The organism is Aeromonas sp. CD (genome assembly GCF_033349375.1).
Classification (GTDB): domain Bacteria; phylum Pseudomonadota; class Gammaproteobacteria; order Enterobacterales; family Aeromonadaceae; genus Aeromonas; species Aeromonas hydrophila.
On the sequence record NZ_CP137631.1, the window covers coordinates 3,943,612 to 3,960,405 of the forward strand.

The 16,794-nt window shown below is 63.8% G+C and carries 14 protein-coding genes; 4 read left to right on the forward strand and 10 right to left on the reverse strand.

Features of this window, described 5'->3' with window-relative positions; all coding sequences use genetic code 11:
• Nucleotides 1-62: 62 nt before the first annotated feature.
• From R2E40_RS18255 to trmB, 5 genes are all read right to left on the reverse strand, one after another.
• A complete protein-coding gene (locus R2E40_RS18255) occupies nt 63-1,238 on the reverse strand; it encodes a S8 family peptidase (protein WP_318164074.1) in 1,176 nt (391 codons plus the stop codon).
• 119 nt (nt 1,239-1,357) lie between these two features.
• Complete coding sequence (locus tag R2E40_RS18260; protein WP_318164075.1) at nt 1,358-2,650, reverse strand: sulfurtransferase; 1,293 nt, start codon at nt 2,648-2,650, stop codon at nt 1,358-1,360.
• Between the two features lie 28 nt (nt 2,651-2,678).
• The gene (gene glsB, locus R2E40_RS18265) at nt 2,679-3,599 is read right to left on the reverse strand and encodes a glutaminase B (protein WP_029299132.1); all 921 of its coding nucleotides are present in this window, start codon (nt 3,597-3,599) and stop codon (nt 2,679-2,681) included.
• A gap of 124 nt (nt 3,600-3,723) precedes the next feature.
• Nucleotides 3,724-4,056 (reverse strand): YggL family protein, encoded by a 333-nt coding sequence (locus R2E40_RS18270; protein WP_011707230.1) that lies wholly within the window; start codon nt 4,054-4,056, stop codon nt 3,724-3,726.
• Between the two features lie 14 nt (nt 4,057-4,070).
• Nucleotides 4,071-4,784: a tRNA (guanosine(46)-N7)-methyltransferase TrmB gene (gene trmB / locus R2E40_RS18275; RefSeq protein ID WP_017410916.1), complete on the reverse strand. Its 714-nt coding sequence runs from the start codon at nt 4,782-4,784 to the stop codon at nt 4,071-4,073.
• 348 nt (nt 4,785-5,132) lie between these two features.
• Here trmB and R2E40_RS18280 point away from each other — a divergent pair, with 348 nt between their 5' ends.
• Together R2E40_RS18280 and R2E40_RS18285 are read left to right on the forward strand one after the other, a co-directional pair.
• Complete coding sequence (locus tag R2E40_RS18280; RefSeq protein ID WP_318164076.1) at nt 5,133-6,200, forward strand: M28 family metallopeptidase; 1,068 nt, start codon at nt 5,133-5,135, stop codon at nt 6,198-6,200.
• A 182-nt stretch (nt 6,201-6,382) separates the two neighbouring features.
• Complete coding sequence (locus tag R2E40_RS18285) at nt 6,383-7,564, forward strand: PLP-dependent aminotransferase family protein (protein WP_139706236.1); 1,182 nt, start codon at nt 6,383-6,385, stop codon at nt 7,562-7,564.
• Between the two features lie 54 nt (nt 7,565-7,618).
• On the opposite strand, the gene R2E40_RS18290 is transcribed toward R2E40_RS18285, so the two are convergent.
• Nucleotides 7,619-8,581 (reverse strand): IS1595 family transposase, encoded by a 963-nt coding sequence (locus tag R2E40_RS18290; RefSeq protein ID WP_253628266.1) that lies wholly within the window; start codon nt 8,579-8,581, stop codon nt 7,619-7,621.
• An 89-nt stretch (nt 8,582-8,670) separates the two neighbouring features.
• Complete coding sequence (locus R2E40_RS18295) at nt 8,671-10,203, reverse strand: EAL domain-containing protein (RefSeq protein WP_253628267.1); 1,533 nt, start codon at nt 10,201-10,203, stop codon at nt 8,671-8,673.
• Nucleotides 10,204-10,505: 302 nt separating this feature from the next.
• Here R2E40_RS18295 and R2E40_RS18300 point away from each other — a divergent pair, with 302 nt between their 5' ends.
• Nucleotides 10,506-11,411: a TIGR01777 family oxidoreductase gene (locus R2E40_RS18300; RefSeq protein WP_318164077.1), complete on the forward strand. Its 906-nt coding sequence runs from the start codon at nt 10,506-10,508 to the stop codon at nt 11,409-11,411.
• A 93-nt stretch (nt 11,412-11,504) separates the two neighbouring features.
• Here R2E40_RS18300 and R2E40_RS18305 read toward each other — a convergent pair whose 3' ends face one another.
• Entirely contained in the window at nt 11,505-13,952 is a 2,448-nt protein-coding gene (locus tag R2E40_RS18305) for an ABC transporter permease (RefSeq protein ID WP_318164078.1), read from the reverse strand.
• Nucleotides 13,953-14,224: 272 nt separating this feature from the next.
• On the reverse strand, nt 14,225-14,950 hold the full coding sequence (locus R2E40_RS18310; RefSeq protein ID WP_045789088.1) for an ABC transporter ATP-binding protein: 726 nt from the start codon (nt 14,948-14,950) through the stop codon (nt 14,225-14,227).
• Here R2E40_RS18310 and R2E40_RS18315 point away from each other — a divergent pair.
• The gene (locus R2E40_RS18315) at nt 14,949-15,548 is read left to right on the forward strand and encodes an arylesterase (RefSeq protein WP_029304382.1); all 600 of its coding nucleotides are present in this window, start codon (nt 14,949-14,951) and stop codon (nt 15,546-15,548) included. The genes R2E40_RS18310 and R2E40_RS18315 overlap by 2 nt on opposite strands.
• A gap of 83 nt (nt 15,549-15,631) precedes the next feature.
• On the opposite strand, the gene R2E40_RS18320 is transcribed toward R2E40_RS18315, so the two are convergent.
• Nucleotides 15,632-16,576, reverse strand: a complete 945-nt coding sequence (locus R2E40_RS18320) for a chemotaxis protein CheV (protein ID WP_017410908.1) — start codon at nt 16,574-16,576, stop codon at nt 15,632-15,634.
• Between the last annotated feature and the right edge of the window lie 218 nt (nt 16,577-16,794).

The following is a 16,794-nucleotide window of genomic DNA, read 5'->3' on the forward strand; positions in this document are numbered from 1 at the left end:
TAGTTCAACCAGATGAGCCCGTTTGCCGCCATTGCCGCAACGGGATCAACGTCAACAATCAGCTACTTGCGCCCACCCGGCTTGCCACTGCCACCGGTTCCCGGCCCGCAGCCGAGCGCCATTCTGTCTGCCGCCGCCTTCGCCTGCACCAGGCCGTAGCCATAGCTGTTGTCGCGCCCCAGCGCCCCCAGATCCTGGGCGCTGCTGCGCAGGGTCTGGCGCAGCTGATCGTTGCTGCACTCCAGCCGCTGTGACCAGACCAGCGCCGCCACCCCGACCACGTGCGGCGTCGCCATCGAGGTGCCGCTGTAGTAGGCGTAGCCGGTCGGCACGGTGGAGAGCACGGAGACACCGGGGGCCGCCAGCTCCACCTGATCGTTGCGCTGGGAGAAATAGGCCAGCTGCTTGTTGGCATCGATGGCGGCCACGCTCACCACGCTGCTGTAGGAGGCGGGATAGGACTTGCTGGTATTGCCCGCATTGCCCGCCGCCGCCACGCTCAGCACGTTCTGGCCATAGGCCTGATTGAACGCCTGCTCCTCGGTCTTGCTGGGAGCGCTGCCCCCCAGGCTCATGTTGATGACCATGCGGGTAAAACCGCGGTTTATCATCCCCTGCCTGCAGGCATTGAGCGCCCCCACCAGATTGGAGGAATAAGCCCAGCCGTTGGCCCCGAACACCTTGACGATCTGCAGCGGCACGCTCTGGTTCGGCAACACCCCGATTACCCCCAGATCGTTGCCGCCCACGGCGGCGATGGTGCCCGCCACGTGGGTGCCGTGGCTGTTCTCGTCGCTGCTCCAGCTGCCGGTACCGGCATCGTTGCTGCCCTGCACCTGGGCCCCGTGGGGCAGGTCCGGGTGGCCGCCGCTGTAGCCAGAGTCAATGATGCACACCAGCACCTCTCCCGCCGCCGCGTCACTGAGCTGCGGCGCCTGCACCATGGGAATGCCGTAGGGCAGGGTCTCCGAGCTGGCATAGCGTTTGGCGTCCGGCTCCACCCAGAGCACGTTGGGATTGTGCGCCAGCGCCGTGGCTGCCGCCGCCGGCAACCAGAGCGCCAGCGCGTGCTGCTCGGGCAGCGCCAGGGCCAGCTCGCCCCCCATTCCCTTGCTCTGGGCCACTACCGCCGCCTCCGCCCCCGGTTTCAGCTGCACCAGATAGCGATCCCGCTCCGCGGCCATCGCCCCCTGTCCCAGTACGCCTGCCACCAGCAGGCCTAGCCATATCCGTCTCATCAGTCACTCCTTGCATCGACCTGATTGTCACTCGCAAAGTGTAGTGTCCGGCTGGCGCAGGCCCGAGCGGGTACAAAAAGGCCGGACATGGGTCCGGCCTGTTTTACGATCTGTATCCGTTACTTGGCGGGCTTGCGCTCGCCGGTCACGATGGGGTTCTTGGGATCGGCGCTCCACTCGTACCAGCCGCCGTCGTAGACGCTGATCCGCTTCCAGTCCATCAGCCAGGCGTAGAAGAACGCCTCGGAGGCGCGCCAGCCGGTACCGCAGTAGAAGGCAGCCTGCTGGGTCGGCTCTATGTTCCACTCGTCCCACATGGCGAGGATCTCGCGGGCCGGCTTCATGGTGCCGTCCGGGTTGTGGAAGTCGCTCATGCTGTTGGCATCGACACCACCACGACCCCACTTGGCACCGGGAATGTCGCCCTTCGGCTTGATGTAGCTGTAGCCGGAGGTGTTGCCGACGAACTCGTCCCAGGTGCGCACGCTGACCAGGGCGCCGTCGGGCTGCTTGAGCAGTTCCTTGGCCTGGCTCAGGGTGGTGTAGTACTCGGGATGGGCCGGGATGGCGACGCCGAACGCCTTGGCCGGAGTGAACTTGTTGGCCAGCCCGGTCTCGGTGCGCAGATGCTGCACGAACCAGGCATCCAGGCCGCCGTCCAGCAGCCGCACGTCCTGCACGCCGGCATACATCATCAGGTGGGCCGCACGGGCCGCCGCCATGGTGTTGCGGCCGTAAAGGATGACGGTGGTGTCGTGGCGGATGCCATTCTCCAGCAGCAGCGCCTTGAGCGCCTCGTCAGAGACCTTGTTCCACAGCGGCTCCTCTTCCAGCCGGTTGGTGTCGATGTAGCCGGCCCCCGGGATGTGGCTCAGCAGATAAGCCTTGGGGGAACCCCACGCCACCTCGAACAGCTTCCAGTCGCCCCTGGGTGCAGCCACCACCGGCTTGCCCTCCTGCAGGTCAGCCAACCAGCGCGGGTAGACCAGCTGCTGCCAGCGGGCCAGATGCTCGCGCGGCGCGGTTTTCCAGCCCTGCAGCTCGAACAGCTGCTTGATGCCCTGCTGGCGCAGCAGGCGAGCCACTTCGGCCACCTCGCGCGGGGCACCGTAGAGCGCCACCGGCCGATCGGCCTTCAGCCCCTTGGTCGCCAGTGCCGCCGGCCACTCCTCATCGCTGTACTTCCATTCGGCGGAGAGGTTCTCGGCGCCGACCACGTGGCCGCCCTGCTGCTCGCCCTCCATCGGCCAGCCCTGATAGAAGTAGCTGGCACGGGTATCCAGAATGACCGCCTGCTTGGCGTTGGCATCCGTCAGCGAAAGCGGTGGCAGTTCGGCAGCCAGGGTCGGCAGGGCATGCCAGAGCAGCAAGGTTGCCAGGGTGGCCCGTAACAAGCTCATTATTCGTTTCATGGTGATCTCTCGATTCAGAGTGACAAGGTTAAAAAATAGAGCGGCCCAGACGCTCGGCCAGCAGTTCCAGCGCCGCCGTGCCCGCCAGCGAGTTGCCCGCCTTGTTGAGCTCGGGCGACCAGACACAGACGCACAATTCCCCCGGGATCAGGGCGATGATGCCGCCACCGACCCCGGATTTGCCCGGCATGCCGACCCGATAGGCAAAATCCCCCGCCTCGTCATAGAGGCCGCAGGTGGCGAGCAGGGCGTTGACCTGTTTGGTGGTGCGGGCCGGCAGCAACGGGGTCGTCGCGCCCAGCGGCACCCCGCGATTGGCCAGATAGATGAATGCCCGCGCCAGATCGACGCAACTCATGCGGATCGCACAGGCATTGAAGTAGCTCTGCAGCACCTTGTCCACTTCGTTCTCGAAATTGCCATAAGCCTTCATCAGATAGGCGATGGCCGCGTTGCGGGCAGAGTGCTGATATTCGGAGCGGGCCACCACTTGATCCGCCATGATGGCCGGGTTGCCCGAGAGGCGGCGCACCAGCTCCAGGGTACGCTGGCGCGGCGCGGTGAGCCGGGTCTCCAGCAGATCGCTCACCACCAGGGCACCGGCATTGATGAAGGGGTTGCGGGGAATGCCCTGCTCGAATTCCAGCTGCACCAGGGAGTTGAAGGGCTGGCCGGAGGGCTCCTTGCCGACCCGGGCCCAGATCTCCTCCTCCTGATAGAGGGTGAGCGCCAGCGTCAGGCTGAGGGCCTTGGAGATACTCTGGATGGAGAAGGGCTCGCTGGCATCACCGGCGGTGAACAGCTCCCCTTCCACGGTACAGACGGCGATCCCGAGCCGGTCGGCCGGCACCTGGGCCAGCGCCGGAATGTAGTCGGCCACCTTGCCCTGTCCGAGCAGCGGGCGCACCTCATCCAGGATGCTGGCCAGTAATTCGGATGACAACACCATAAGCGATTCCATAACTAACGTGGCGATCCCATCACCACCGACAAAAATCCCGCCAGCGGCGGGACTTGTCTATCTGCTGTCGCAGGCTGTCGACACCGGGGCACCTGCCACAGCCAGCCTGTCATCAGGCCGGTTCACCGTACCAGAGGTCGAACAGCTCGGTGACTACCACGGCTTCCATCCCCTTGCCTTCCAGCCAGGCTTTGACGGCAGCGCGGTCTTCTTCGCTGCATTTGCCCAGCTGCTGGGTGCAGATCATCCCTTCCCAGGCCAGGTGGCCGGAGCCGGCGAAGGCCAGCTTGCGGGGTTCGATCACTTCATCGATCATCGCGTCGACTACCGCATCGATGGTCTCTTCGGCGGTACCGACCGGGAAGTTGAAACTGATGTCGAAGCCCATTTCCTGGAATTCATCGACGCGCAGTTTCTTGCGCAGGCGGCGGCTACGATTGGCCATGATAGCTCCTTCAGTTAGTTGACACGTTTGAAAATCAGATCCCACACCCCGTGGCCGAGACGGTGGCCACGTTGTTCGAATTTGGTCAGCGGGCGCCAGTCGGGGCGCGGCACCCAGTTGCCGGTGGCAGAGGTGTTCTCATACCCCTCGGCGGCACTCATCACTTCCAGCATGTGCTCGGCGTAGTTTTCCCAGTCGGTGGCCATGTGGAACACGCCACCGATGGCCAGCTTCTGGCGAATGTCCTGGGCAAAGGCCGGCTGCACGATGCGGCGCTTGTGGTGACGGCTCTTGTGCCAGGGATCCGGGAAGAACAGCTGCAGGCAGGCCAGCGAGCCGTTCGGGATCATGTGCTCGAGCACCTCGACCGCATCGTGGCAGATGACACGCAGGTTGGTGACTCCCGCCTCCTGGGCGGTACCGAGGCAGGCACCGACACCCGGCGAGTGCACTTCGATGCCGATGAAGTTCTTCTCGGGGGCATTCTTGGCCATCTCCACCAGGGAGGCGCCCATGCCGAAGCCGATTTCCAGCACCACCGGGGCCTCGCGGCCAAACAGGGCAACCAGATCGAGCGGCTCCGGTGCGAAATCGATACCCATGACCGGCCAGAGCTCTTCCAGGGCCTTCTCCTGCCCTTTGGTCAGGCGGCCTTCGCGACGGACAAAGCTGCGGATCTTGCGCATGAACTTGCCGTCTTCGTTAAACACATCTTGGGTCACTGGCATAATCAAATTGCTCGTTATTGCATCGGTCTGGGTCACAGACCACATAAATGGATTGCTCGTTATCTCGTCGTGCTGGTCACAGACGATCGAGATGAATTGCTCGTTGTTTCATCGTTCCACCTCGCCGACGAGGCGCGAAATTGTTCGTCATTTCATCGCTCGGCGAAACAGGGTAGCGAATTATCCCAAGATAGGCTCAGGGCGCAAGTGTTTCGCACAACAAATCCCCCGCCACTGACCAATTCCGCCACCGCGATTGACAAATGCCACCCCCTTCACAGAATCTGCCAGGCGCCGGGTGCATGCTGACCTGCGCAAATAAAACCATACACAACAAAGGATTGCAGTATGAAACACACCGCATTGGCGTTTGCCATCACAGCCCTGCTGGCCGGGTGCAACACCTCCAGCAACGATTCACAGGCCCCCTCTGCCGCCGAGCAGGCCTATGAATACCTGGTGCAGCTGAGTTCCACCGCCGAGGGGATCGGCGCCAGACCCACCGGCAGCGAGGCCGAGACCCGCGCCGCCGCCTGGATCCAGGACCATCTGGCCGGCTGGGGCTACGAGGTGCAGAACCAGCCCTTCATCTACACCAAGAGCGGGGCCAGCAAGACCTCCCAGAACCTGGTCGCCGAGCTCAAGGGCAGCAGCGACAAGGTGATCCTGATCGGTGCCCACTATGACAGCACCGGCGACAAGAAGGGCTCCGAGGGAGCCACCGACAACGGTGCCGGCGTCGCCGCCCTGCTGGCGGTGGCCGAAGCGCTCAAGGGACAGACCCTGCCCTACACGGTGCGCTTCGCCTTCTTTGGCGCCGAGGAAAACGGCCTCAACGGCTCCAAAGCCTATGCCGCCAGCCTCGACAGCGCCGCCGTCGCCAAGCTGCTGGCCATGGTGAACTACGACACCATCGCCGGGGGCGACATCGTCTACGTTCACTCGGCCCACTCCGACGTGGCCGAGTACAACTGCGCCGATCCGAGCCGCTACAGCTTCGATCCCAAGGTGCGAGATCGCCTGCTGGCCATCTCCAAGCAGACCTCTACCCCGTTTGCCATCCACCCCAGCTACAGTGGCTACCCGGAAGGGGAGACCGGCAGCTGGTCCGATCATGCGCCGTTCGCCTGCCTCGGAGTGCCCATCGCCTACGTGGAGGCCACCAACTTCACCATCAACGGGGCGGATGGCTACGACGGCTACTCCCAGACCACCAATCCGGCGCTGTGGGACTGCTACGACGATGCCACCAAGAGCGCCTGCGATCGGGACAGCGAAACCCAGTGGGGCAAGATCTGGCATACCCAGTATGACCGCCTCGACAAGATGGCCGAACTGTTCCCGGGCCGGGTGCAGCAGCAGCTCGGTGCCAACACCGAGCTGATGATCCGCTTCCTCAAGGAGCCGGGACTGTAACGGGTCACGCCGGGGCTTTTGCGCCCCATGGCCGTCCCCGACCGATAAAATTCGGGCAGGTGCCAAACCTGCCCTTTTTTATCGATTTTTGTTACAGCCATTGCCTCATTTTTTAAATCTGATACAAACGGATAACTTGGCGGTCGAATGGAGCGACCGCTCACCATGCCAGAGAGAATCCTATGCAGCCGTTTTTTGCCCAGCGCTTCGAGAAGGTAGAGCCTTCCTTCATCCGCGAGATCCTCAAGGTCGCCGCCAATCCGGAGATCATCTCCTTCGCCGGCGGTCTGCCCAATCCGCACCTGTTTCCGGTCAAGGCCATCGACCAGGCCTGCCAGGACGTGCTGCGCGAGCAGGGCGCCGCAGCCCTGCAGTATGCCGCCACCGAGGGCTTCGCCCCGCTGCGCCAGTACATCGCCGACCGCTATCTGGCCCGCCACGGCATGCAGGTCAATCCGGACAACATCCTCATCACCAGCGGCTCCCAGCAGGCGCTGGATCTGCTGGGCAAGGTGCTGATCGACGAGGGGCAGGATCTCATCATCGAGGAGCCGGGCTATCTTGGCGCCATCCAGGCCTTCTCCGTCTATCAACCGGCCTTCAAACCCATCACCCTGGGTGAGGAGGGGCTGGATCTGGCGGCGCTGGATGCGCTGCTGGCGAGCGGCTCCAACGCCAAGCTGCTGTACGGCGTGCCCAACTTCCAGAACCCGAGCGGCGTCTCCTACAGCCGGGCCAACCGCGAGGCGCTTGCCGAGCGACTGGTCAGCCACGAGCTGCTGATGGTGGAAGACGACCCCTATGGCGAGCTGCGCTTCGAGGGCGAACACCTGCCCCCCATCGCCAAGCTGGCGCCGAACAATACCGTGCTGCTCGGCTCCTTCTCCAAGACCGTCGTCCCGGCCTTCCGCCTCGGCTGGATGCTGGTGCCGGACTGGCTGCGCAAGAAGGTGACCATCGCCAAGCAGGCCACCGACCTGCACAGCAACGCCTTCAGCCAGCAGGTGCTGCACCGCTTCCTGATCGACAACTCGCTGGATGCCCATCTGGAGAAGATCAAGGAGGTCTATGGCCGTCAACGTGCCGCCATGGAGGCCGCCCTGGCCCGTCACTGCCCGCCCGGCGTCAGCTACACCCGACCGGAAGGGGGCATGTTCCTCTGGCTGACCCTGCCTTCGAGCGTCAGCGCCATGGCGCTGTTTGACGAGGCGATCAAGGAGAAGGTGGCCTTCGTACCGGGCGCCCCCTTCTATGTGCGCCCCGAGATCCAGAACACCCTGCGCCTGAGCTTCTCCTGCGTGGATGAAGCCACCATCGAGGAGGGGGTCAAGCGTCTGTGCCGCGCCCTCGCCCGCATGCTCTGACCAGCCTCTGGACGAAAAAAAAACCAGCGACCTCGGTCGCTGGTTTTTTTATGGCTATGTCCCAATTATGTGTTGCATGGGGCGCCCCAGCGCCTCATGCAAGCAACGTGAGATATTCACTTCCCGCCCATAGCGCTCCAACATCCTCCTCCAACCCAGATAATTCCTCAGATAGTGGGTCGCGACCCCATGGAACCGCTCCATCCACTCCTTCAATCGCCTGTGGTACCCGTTCACATGTTGGATGTGATATGCACCCACCACCCGCTCTCCCGCTCGATTGCGCACCACTTGGTGTGTTATCCCCAGTCCCTCGCTGAAACTCGCATACACCCCGGCACCATCGCTGCACAGGACGGCATCCGGGGCGATAAGCGGCTCAAGCACCGCCTTCACCGCCCTGGCATTCAACTGTTCCAACTGGAAATCGGCCAGGTGGCCTGCTCTGTCTTGCACCACCATCACCGGGATGTAATCCGGTCCTGTGCCTCGGGTACGGCCTTTGCCTCCACGATGGCGGGCTGGGCGGGACAATCCGCGCTGGCCTTTGAACGACGCCAGGAAGAAGGTCTCATCGACCTCGACGATACCCTCTTCCCGTACCGCCTGGTGGCTGGCCATGGCCTTCAGGAAGCGGTGACGCCACAAAAAGGCGGTGTTTTTACCGACCCCACAGCGGAGCGCCGCCTGCCGGACGGTCAGACCGTCGATGAGGGCCTGTGCATAGTCTTCCCAGCATTGTGGCTTGCGAAGTCGGGCGAGAGGCGTGTTGGTGAGCACGGAACTGGTGCGCAAACACTGCTTGCAGCGATAACGGCGCAGCCCTCGAGACCAGCCCCAAGGAGCCAGTTGTGTGGCCTCGGCCTGACAGTGAGGGCAACATTGGCATGCGGGGAGGTGAGTAGCCAACGAGGTGATGGGGTGAGGGGTGGTGAGTTCATGTTGTGCGAGACGACGCTGACGCGAAGTGAGCAATGGGAAGAGGGACAGTAGCTGTTGAAAGGCTTGGGTATCCATGATGGCGGCCCTCAAGGTGATGACCTACTTCAAGGTTAGCCTTTCAACACGTAATTGGGACAGAGCCTTTTTTATGCGCGCAAGTTGGCTCAGCCCTGCGCCAGCAGGCCGGCAAACTCCTTCATCGGCATCGGCCTGCCATACAGATAGCCCTGCAGGAAGTTCACCTGACGCGCCCGCAGATAGGCGGCCTGCACCTCGTTCTCCACCCCTTCGGCAACCAGCAGCAGACCGAGCCGGGTCGCCAGATCGATGACGTTCTCCACGATGTGGCTGGAGAGGGCATCGGAGCCGATCATGCCGACAAAGCTCTGGTCGATCTTGAGAAAATCCACCTGGAACTGCTGCAGATAGGTGAGGCTGGAGTGGCCGGTACCGAAGTCGTCGATGGCGATGAAGACCCCCAGCTGATGCAGCTCGGCAAACAAGCGGTCGGTCGTCTCGTCCGCCACGATCAGTTCCCGCTCGGTCAGCTCCAGCACCAGCTTGATGGGGTTCTCCCGAAACGCGTTGATGAAGTCGCGGCAATCCTCCAGCAAGCTCATGTCCTTGCAGTGGCTGGCGCTGATGTTGAAGCCGAAGTGGAACCCTCTGGGCAGGCTGTGCACTCGGCCTGCGAACTGCTCGCGCACCTGCTCCATCAGCAGCCGGGTCATGGGCACGATGAGGCCGCTGTCTTCGGCCAGCGGAATGAAGCGATCCGGCGAGATGAGACCCTGACGCGGATGCTGCCAGCGCATCAGCACCTCGCAGCCGCTCCAGTGCGCGTCGTCACCGGTCACCACAGGTTGCAGGTAGGGGATGAACTCCCGCTGATCCAGCGCCCGCTTCAGCTCCTGGGAGGGAGAAGTCGAGCGGCCGGCCAGCCAGTAGACCAGGCAGCCCGCCAGCAGACCCAGCAATGGGTAGATGATGAGACTGGCCCGAGAGTAGATCCAGATATGGCTGCCGTACTCGTCGTGGGAGAGCTCCGTGACCACCCGAAACGGATACTTGCCGGAGGTCTGCTCCAGCGACCCCAGCGCCACGGGCGGCACCTCGTCGTGGATCTGGCCGTCGGCCAGCATGCTCTGCGCCCCGATCACCAGGGTCAGCGGCGAGTTGCGGCTGAGCATGTCGAGGATGTTGTGCAGGTAGTAGCCATCGATGCCGACCAACACGCTGTACTCCCCCACCGGTTGGCGATAGACCACCAGAGGCCGCCCCGGCGTCACCGGATTGCCCCGCATCAGATCCAGCTGGCCATTGGCATAATCGGCCAGCTTGAAGGGGCCCTGATAGGGACCGTAGAGGGAGGAGCAGTAGACCACTTCCCCTTTGGCCAGGTTGACGGTGCGCACGTCCGGCACGGTCGCCACCTGATCCCGCAGCCCCTGCACCACCTCCTCGCAGGGGCGCCCCACGCTGCCCTGCACCATGGCCGCCGCCTGATGGGCGTGATCCAGGGTGCGCTCCAGCATCTCCCTGGCATGAAGCAGGCGCTCTTCAGCATCCTGCTTCATGCCGGCAAAGGTCTGCCAGGAGACGATCAATACCCCGAGCAGCAAGGGGAGCAGGCCGGCCAGCAACGCCGCCCCCAGCCTGGTATAAAACTGGCGCAACCTCAAACGACGAAACGGCATACCCACCCTCGCGGCAACGGTGAAAAAGCGGACGAGTCTACTCCTATCCCCTTCTCTGACAAGCCTTTCTGACAACTCTGACGGCAGAGCGGGGCGCTCTGACCAACACTATATCGCGTCTGCAGCGGGGCGACAGCGGCAGTCGCTGCCATCCCTTCGCATGCTCGCGCGACTCGCTGCACGCCCCCTGGCGCGATGCGCCAGATGCCTGCAGTGACGATTATAATCTTTGCAAAAACAGCTGCTTGTTCATCTGGTGCCAGCCCACTAGAGTAGAGCCAACAGCGTCAGGGAGTCTGCATATGAAAATATTGATCACGGGAGGGACAGGCTTCATCGGTCGCCGTCTGGTGGCCCATCTCAAGGTGGCTCACGAGGTGCTGGTGCTGACCCGTCAGGGCAGCCGCGCCTATGATCTGCTCGGCCACGACGTCAAACTGCTCGACAGCCTGGATCGGCTCGACAACCTCAACGACGTGGACGCGGTCATCAGCCTGGCGGGGGAGCCCATCGCCAACGGCCGCTGGAGCGAGCGGCGCAAGCAGCTGCTGTGTGACAGCCGCTGGTTATTGACCGAACAGCTGGTCGACTTGGTCAAGCTCTCCGATACGCCGCCCAGGGTGCTGATCAACGCCTCCGCCATCGGCTGGTATGGCCGTCAGGGCGATGAGCCGCTGGACGAGCAGTGCCAGACCCCTCACGACGAATTCACCCATCAGCTCTGTCAGCAGTGGGAAACCCTGGCCCGCGAAGCCCGCAGCAAGCATACCCGGGTCTGCATCGTGCGCATCGGGCTGGTGCTCGGCACCGACGGCGGCGCCCTGCCCAAAATGTTGCCTCCCTATCGCGTCGGCCTCGGTGGCCCCATGGGCACGGGGCACCAGATCATGAGCTGGATCCACATTCAGGATCTGGTGCGCGCCATCCTGTTCCTGCTGGAACACGACGAGTGCGACGGCCTGTTCAACGGCACGGCGCCGCAACCGGTCAGCAACCGCGAGTTCAGCCAGACCCTGGCAGGCACCCTGCACCGGCCGCACCTCTTCTTCGTACCGGCCCCCCTGCTGCAGTTGCTGATGGGCGAAGCGGCCGATCTGCTGCTCACCGGCCAGAGGGTGCTGCCGACCCGTCTGCAGCAGGCCGGCTTCCACTTCACCTACCCGGCGCTGCCCCAGGCCCTTGCCAATCTGCTGAGCACGCCCCGCTGACCGGGCTTATCAGCCAACCGGATAACAGTCAGCCCGGCCATTGGCCGGGCTGACTGTTATTGCGCCTTGCGGCATCCGCACAGGATGCGGTGATCAGAGCAGGCCCTGCCCCAATCCACGCAGCCGATCGCTCAGGGTGCCCGCCAGCAGCTGACGCTGCATGCCCTGCCCCGCCAGCGTCACCAGCACGGCCCCCAGCAGCGGTAGACCGGCCCAGATGGCCCAGTGGAACTGCCACTGCCCCTCGAACCACCACCACTGCAGGCCGAGGGAGCAGAGTTCGACCACCATGGCGGCGCACAGCCCCGCCAGCAGGCCGCTGGCAACCAGCTCCCAGCGCAGCATCTTCCGAAGCAGCTCGCTGCCGGCCCCCAGGGTGCGCATCAGCAGCAGCTCCCGGCGCCGATGGGCCATGCTGGCCTGGGTCTGGGTCAGCAGCACCAGCAACGCCGCCACCGTCACCAGCCCCAGCATCAACCCCAGCGCCCGGCTCACCTGATCCGATACCGCCGTCAGCCGCACGATCAAGTCGTCCACATCGATCAGGCTCACCGTGGGGTGTCGGCGGATCAGCTCCACTTCGGCCACTCGCCCCTGCTCCGGCAGACGATAGCTGCCGAGCCAGGTCTGGGAGAAGGGCGCCAGCACGTCCGGCGAGAAGATCATGTAGAAGTTGGGCCGCATGTTGTCCCACTTGATGGCCCGCAAGCTGGTCACCTGCGCCTTGAAGCTGCGCCCCTCGATGGTGAAGCCCAAGGTGTCGCCGAGGGCGATGTTGAGCCGTTTGGCCAGATCCTTGTCTACCGATACCTGGCCGGGGCCATCCAGCCAGCGCCCTGCGGTCAGGGTATTGTCCGGCGGCAGGGTGGCGGTGGTGGTGAAGTTGAGCTCGCGATTGACCCCTTCGCGGCCATCTTCATCCGTGTCGCGCACCGCCTCGCTGGCGATGCTGACCAACCGGCCCCGCACCATGGGGTAGAAGTCCGAGGTCACGGCCCCCGCCTGGCGCAGATCGGCCAGGATCCCCTCCCGCTCCCCGTCTGCCACGTTGACCAGGAAGCGGTTGGGGGCATCCGCCGGCAACCGGGCCGAGAACTCGCCGAGCAGGTCGACCCGCGCCGCCCACAACAGGCCGAACAGCATGAGTGCCAGCGCAAAGCCCGCCAGCTGGAACAGGCCGCTGCCCCGCTCGCGGGAGAGATGGCTGATGGCCAGCCGCAGCGCGTGGGGTCCCTGCACCCGGCGTCCCAGCCGCAGCAGCAAGGAGGCGATCAGCGCCAGCAGCCCCATCAGCAAGCCCATGCCGCCGATCAGCCCCAGCGCCAGGGTCGCATCGGCGGTGAAGCCCCACACCAGCCCAAACAGGCCGAGCAGCGCCACCGGCAACGCCAGCCAGGGGGGGATCCCTGCCTCCAGCTCGCGCCTCAGCACCCGCAGCGGCGGCACCTTGAGCAGGCGCAAAAAGGGCACGAAGGCCAGCAGCAGGGTGATGAAGAAGGCCACCGCCAACCCCAACGCAAAGGGCCGCCACGACGGCGGCGGTAGATCCGCTGGCAGCAGGTTGCCCAGCAGATGCAGGGTCAGCCACTGCATGGCGCTGCCCGCCACCAGACCGAGCAGGGCGCCGACCAACGTCAGCGACAGCAGCAGGGTGCCCATCAACTGCCATAGCGAGCGGCGGGAGGCCCCCAGGGTCTTGAGCAGCGCCACCATGTTGGTCTGGCGCTCGGCGAAGTGACGCACCGCGATGCCCATGGCCAGCGCCCCCAGCAGCACTCCCGCCAGGGAGGCGAGCCGGAAGAAGCGCTCGGCATTGGCCAGCGAGCGGCCCACCTGGGAGCCCTGATCGTCCGGCTTGATCAGCTTCTGCCCCGCCTTGAGTCTGGGTTTGAGCCAGCGTTCATAATCGGCCACCTGCTCGCGGGTGCCCTTGAACAGGTAGCGCCACTGCTGGCGGCTGCCCGGCAGCAGGGCACCGGTCGCCTCCACATCGGCGCTGTGGATCAGCGCCCGCGGCGCCAGCAGGAAGGGGCTGAAGCCCTGATCCGGCTCCTGACCCAGTCCCCCCGCCACCTTGAGCACCGTATTGCCCACTTCCAGCTCATCCCCCGGCTTGGCCGCCAGCAGCTGCATCACCCGGGCGGAGAGCCAGATCTCGCCGGGCGCCGGCGCCCGCTGGGGGCTCAGCTCCAGCTTGCCGTAGAAGGGGAAATCCTCAGGCACGGCGCGGATGGAGGCCAGTTGCAGGGCATCACCATGAAACAGCATGCTGTTGAAGCTGACCGTGGTCTGCACCGCCAGGCCCGTTTTTGCCGCCTGCTCGAGCCAGGCGGCCGGCGCCGGCGTGGCCGAGCGCAGCACCCGGTCAGCACCGATAAAGTCCCGGCCGGAGGCTTTGAGCCCGGCATCCAGCCGATCCGCCACCAGGGCCACGCTCAGCACGCAGGCCACACTCAGCGCCAGCGCCAGCACGAACCAGCGCAGCTCGCCATTGAATCCTTCCCGGCGCAATAACTTGAATCCCAGTCGCCATTGACTCATGACGTGCTCCTCACCTGCGCCAGTCCGGGCTGCCCCTTGTCATTGACGCCTTCCCCACACCATAACTTGAATCCCAGTCGCCACTGACTCATGACGTGCTCCTCACCTGCATCAGTCCGGGCAGCCCCTTGTCATTGACGCCTTCCCCACACCATAACTTGAATCCCAGTCGCCATTGACTCATGACGTGCTCCTCACCTGCATCAGTCCGGACAGCCCCTTGTCATTGACGCCTTCCCCACACCATAACTTGAATCCCAATTGCCACTGACTCATGACAGCTCCCTGACTCTTGCTGCAGAGGCAGCTTCGGATGCTGACGCATCCGCCGCCAGCCGTCCGGCCGCCATCACCAGTTGCCGCTGGCAACGCTGAGCCAGCTCGTGATCATGGGTCACCACCACGAGCGTGGTGCCATGCTCGCGGTTGAGCTCGAACAGCAGCTCGATCACCCGCTCCCCGGTCTTGCTGTCGAGGTTGCCGGTGGGCTCATCGGCCAGCAGCAGGCTGGGCCGGGTCATGAAGGCCCGGGCGATGGCGACCCGCTGTTGTTCACCGCCGGAGAGGCGCGGCGGCAGATGGTGCAGCCGTTCGCCGAGGCCGACCGCCGCCAGCAGCTCGCGAGCCCGCGGCTCGCAGCGGGTCTCGCCACGCAGCTCGGCAGGCAGCATGACGTTCTCCAGCGCGCTCAGGGTGGGCAGCAGCAGGAAGGACTGGAACACAAAGCCAACCTGCTCGGCCCGCAGCCGGGCACGCCCCTCCTCGTCCAGCTGCAGCAGCGACTGGCCGAGGATCTCGATATCCCCCTGGCTCGGCAGATCCAGCCCGGCCAGCAGCCCCAGCAGGGTGGACTTGCCGGAGCCGGAGGCGCCGACCAGCGCCACCGTTTCGCCGCTATTGACTTGCAGGTCGATCCCTTCAAGGATGGTGAGGCTTTCCTGGCCCAGGCGCACTGTCTTGCCCAGGCCCTTGACGTTGATAATGGGAGTTGAATTCATGACGCGTTTCCTGTTTGCCTTGTGCTGCCTGGTGTCATCGGTGCAGGCCCAGACCCTGCTGGTACTGGGCGACAGCCTGAGTGCGGGTTATCAGATGCCGGCGGAGCAGAGCTGGCCTGCGCTGCTCAATCAGAAATGGCAGCAGCAGGGGGGTAAACATCAGCTTATCAATGCCAGCATCAGTGGTGAAACTACGCAAGGGGCGCTGGCCAGATTGCCGGCCCTGCTCAAGGAACATCAACCGGACTGGGTGCTGATCGAGCTGGGTGGCAACGATGGGCTGCGCGGGTTCGCGCCGGCCATCACCCGGGACAATCTCACCAAGATGGTGGCGCTGACCAAGGCGCAACAGGTAAAAACCGTGTTGACCCAGATCCAGCTACCCCGCAACTACGGCGCGCGTTACCTGCGCCAGTTCGAGCAGATCTTCCCGGAACTGGCCAGCGCCAATCAGCTGCCGCTGATGCCCTTCTTCATGGATGATATTGCGCTGCGCCCTGAACTCATGATGAACGATGGCATCCACCCCACCGCCGCCGCCCAGCCGCAGATCCGCGACCGGGTGGCCAGCTTCATCGAGCCGCTGCTGACCCAGTGATCCCGGTGTCATGGCCTTGCCTATCTTCCGGGTTCCAACCCCAATAAAAATCCCGCCTTGGCGGGATTTTTATTGCTCCGGTCTCAGCGTTCCAGGATCTGGCGCAGCCGCTCCTGGGCCACCCCGACCAGCAGGTCTGGCTGGAACTTGGAGATGAAGCGATCGCAGCCCACCTTCTTGACCATGGCCTCGTTGAAGTTGCCGCTCAGCGAGGTGTTGAGGGTGATGAAGAGATCGGACATGCGGGCATCGCTGCGAATTTCGTGGGTCAACCGGTAGCCGTCCATCTCCGGCATCTCGGCATCGGTGATCATCAGCAGGATCTCGTCGGTCACCTTCTTGCCCGCATCGCACCACCCCTTGAGCAAGTTAAGCGCCTGCAGGCCATCCTGGCATTCGATCACCTCCAGCCCCAGCTGGCCCAGGGTTTCGCGCACCAGATTGCGGGCCGTGCTGGAGTCATCGACGATGAGCACCTTGCGGCCGTGCATTTCCGGCAGGATCTCCCGATCCAGCACCTCTTCCGAGATGCGGATGTCATAGGTGATGATCTCGGCCAGCACCTTCTCCACGTCGATGATCTCGACGATCTGATCGACACCGTCCTCGGGAATACGGGTGATGGCGGTCAGGTAGTTCGCCCGCCCGGCGGAACGCGGCGGCGGCAATATGTCCTTCCAGGTCATGTTGACGATGTTGGCCACCTGCCCCACCAGAAAGCCCTGAATGGTGCGGTTGTATTCGGTAATGATGAGGTTGGACTCGGCATCGATGGGCATGGGGCGCATGCCGATGGCGCTGCGCAGGTTGATCACCGGAATGGAGGTGCCACGGATGTTGGCTACCCCGCTGATGTTGTGGTGCGCTCCCGGCATCTTGTTGAGATGTGGCAGCTTGACCACTTCCCGCACCTTGAACACGTTGATAGCAAACAACTGTTGGGATCCCAAACGGAACATCAACAGCTCCAGGCGGTTCTCCCCTACCAGCTGGGTACGTTGGTCCACTGAATCCAATATGCTCGCCATATAAAGCCCTTACGTCCGTTGCCCGAGTCTCGCCATAGTATAGAAGGGTCAGAATCCCAACACGACCCGTATTCTTATCCTATGTCGGCCAGATGATGCAGGAACTTGATAAAAAAAAGCGAGACCCAGCTCGCGGCCGGGCTCTCTTCAAGCTTGTCAGTAACCATTCGCTCACAATCCTCTGTCGACGGTGATACGGCCCTGATTATCCGATGAAA

Coding starts and splice junctions, on each gene's coding strand:
- R2E40_RS18295 (WP_253628267.1), bottom strand. CDS start 10,203: ATGCCGTTTCGTCGTTTGAGGTTGCGCCAGTTTTATACCAGGCTGGGG.
- glsB (WP_029299132.1), bottom strand. CDS start 3,599: ATGGTGTTGTCATCCGAATTACTGGCCAGCATCCTGGATGAGGTGCGC.
- R2E40_RS18260 (WP_318164075.1), bottom strand. CDS start 2,650: ATGAAACGAATAATGAGCTTGTTACGGGCCACCCTGGCAACCTTGCTG.
- R2E40_RS18255 (WP_318164074.1), bottom strand. CDS start 1,238: ATGAGACGGATATGGCTAGGCCTGCTGGTGGCAGGCGTACTGGGACAG.
- R2E40_RS18320 (WP_017410908.1), bottom strand. CDS start 16,576: ATGGCGAGCATATTGGATTCAGTGGACCAACGTACCCAGCTGGTAGGG.
- R2E40_RS18290 (WP_253628266.1), bottom strand. CDS start 8,581: ATGGATACCCAAGCCTTTCAACAGCTACTGTCCCTCTTCCCATTGCTC.
- R2E40_RS18270 (WP_011707230.1), bottom strand. CDS start 4,056: ATGGCCAATCGTAGCCGCCGCCTGCGCAAGAAACTGCGCGTCGATGAA.
- R2E40_RS18280 (WP_318164076.1), top strand. CDS start 5,133: ATGAAACACACCGCATTGGCGTTTGCCATCACAGCCCTGCTGGCCGGG.
- R2E40_RS18300 (WP_318164077.1), top strand. CDS start 10,506: ATGAAAATATTGATCACGGGAGGGACAGGCTTCATCGGTCGCCGTCTG.
- trmB (WP_017410916.1), bottom strand. CDS start 4,784: ATGCCAGTGACCCAAGATGTGTTTAACGAAGACGGCAAGTTCATGCGC.
- R2E40_RS18285 (WP_139706236.1), top strand. CDS start 6,383: ATGCAGCCGTTTTTTGCCCAGCGCTTCGAGAAGGTAGAGCCTTCCTTC.
- R2E40_RS18305 (WP_318164078.1), bottom strand. CDS start 13,952: ATGAGTCAATGGCGACTGGGATTCAAGTTATTGCGCCGGGAAGGATTC.
- R2E40_RS18310 (WP_045789088.1), bottom strand. CDS start 14,950: ATGAATTCAACTCCCATTATCAACGTCAAGGGCCTGGGCAAGACAGTG.
- R2E40_RS18315 (WP_029304382.1), top strand. CDS start 14,949: ATGACGCGTTTCCTGTTTGCCTTGTGCTGCCTGGTGTCATCGGTGCAG.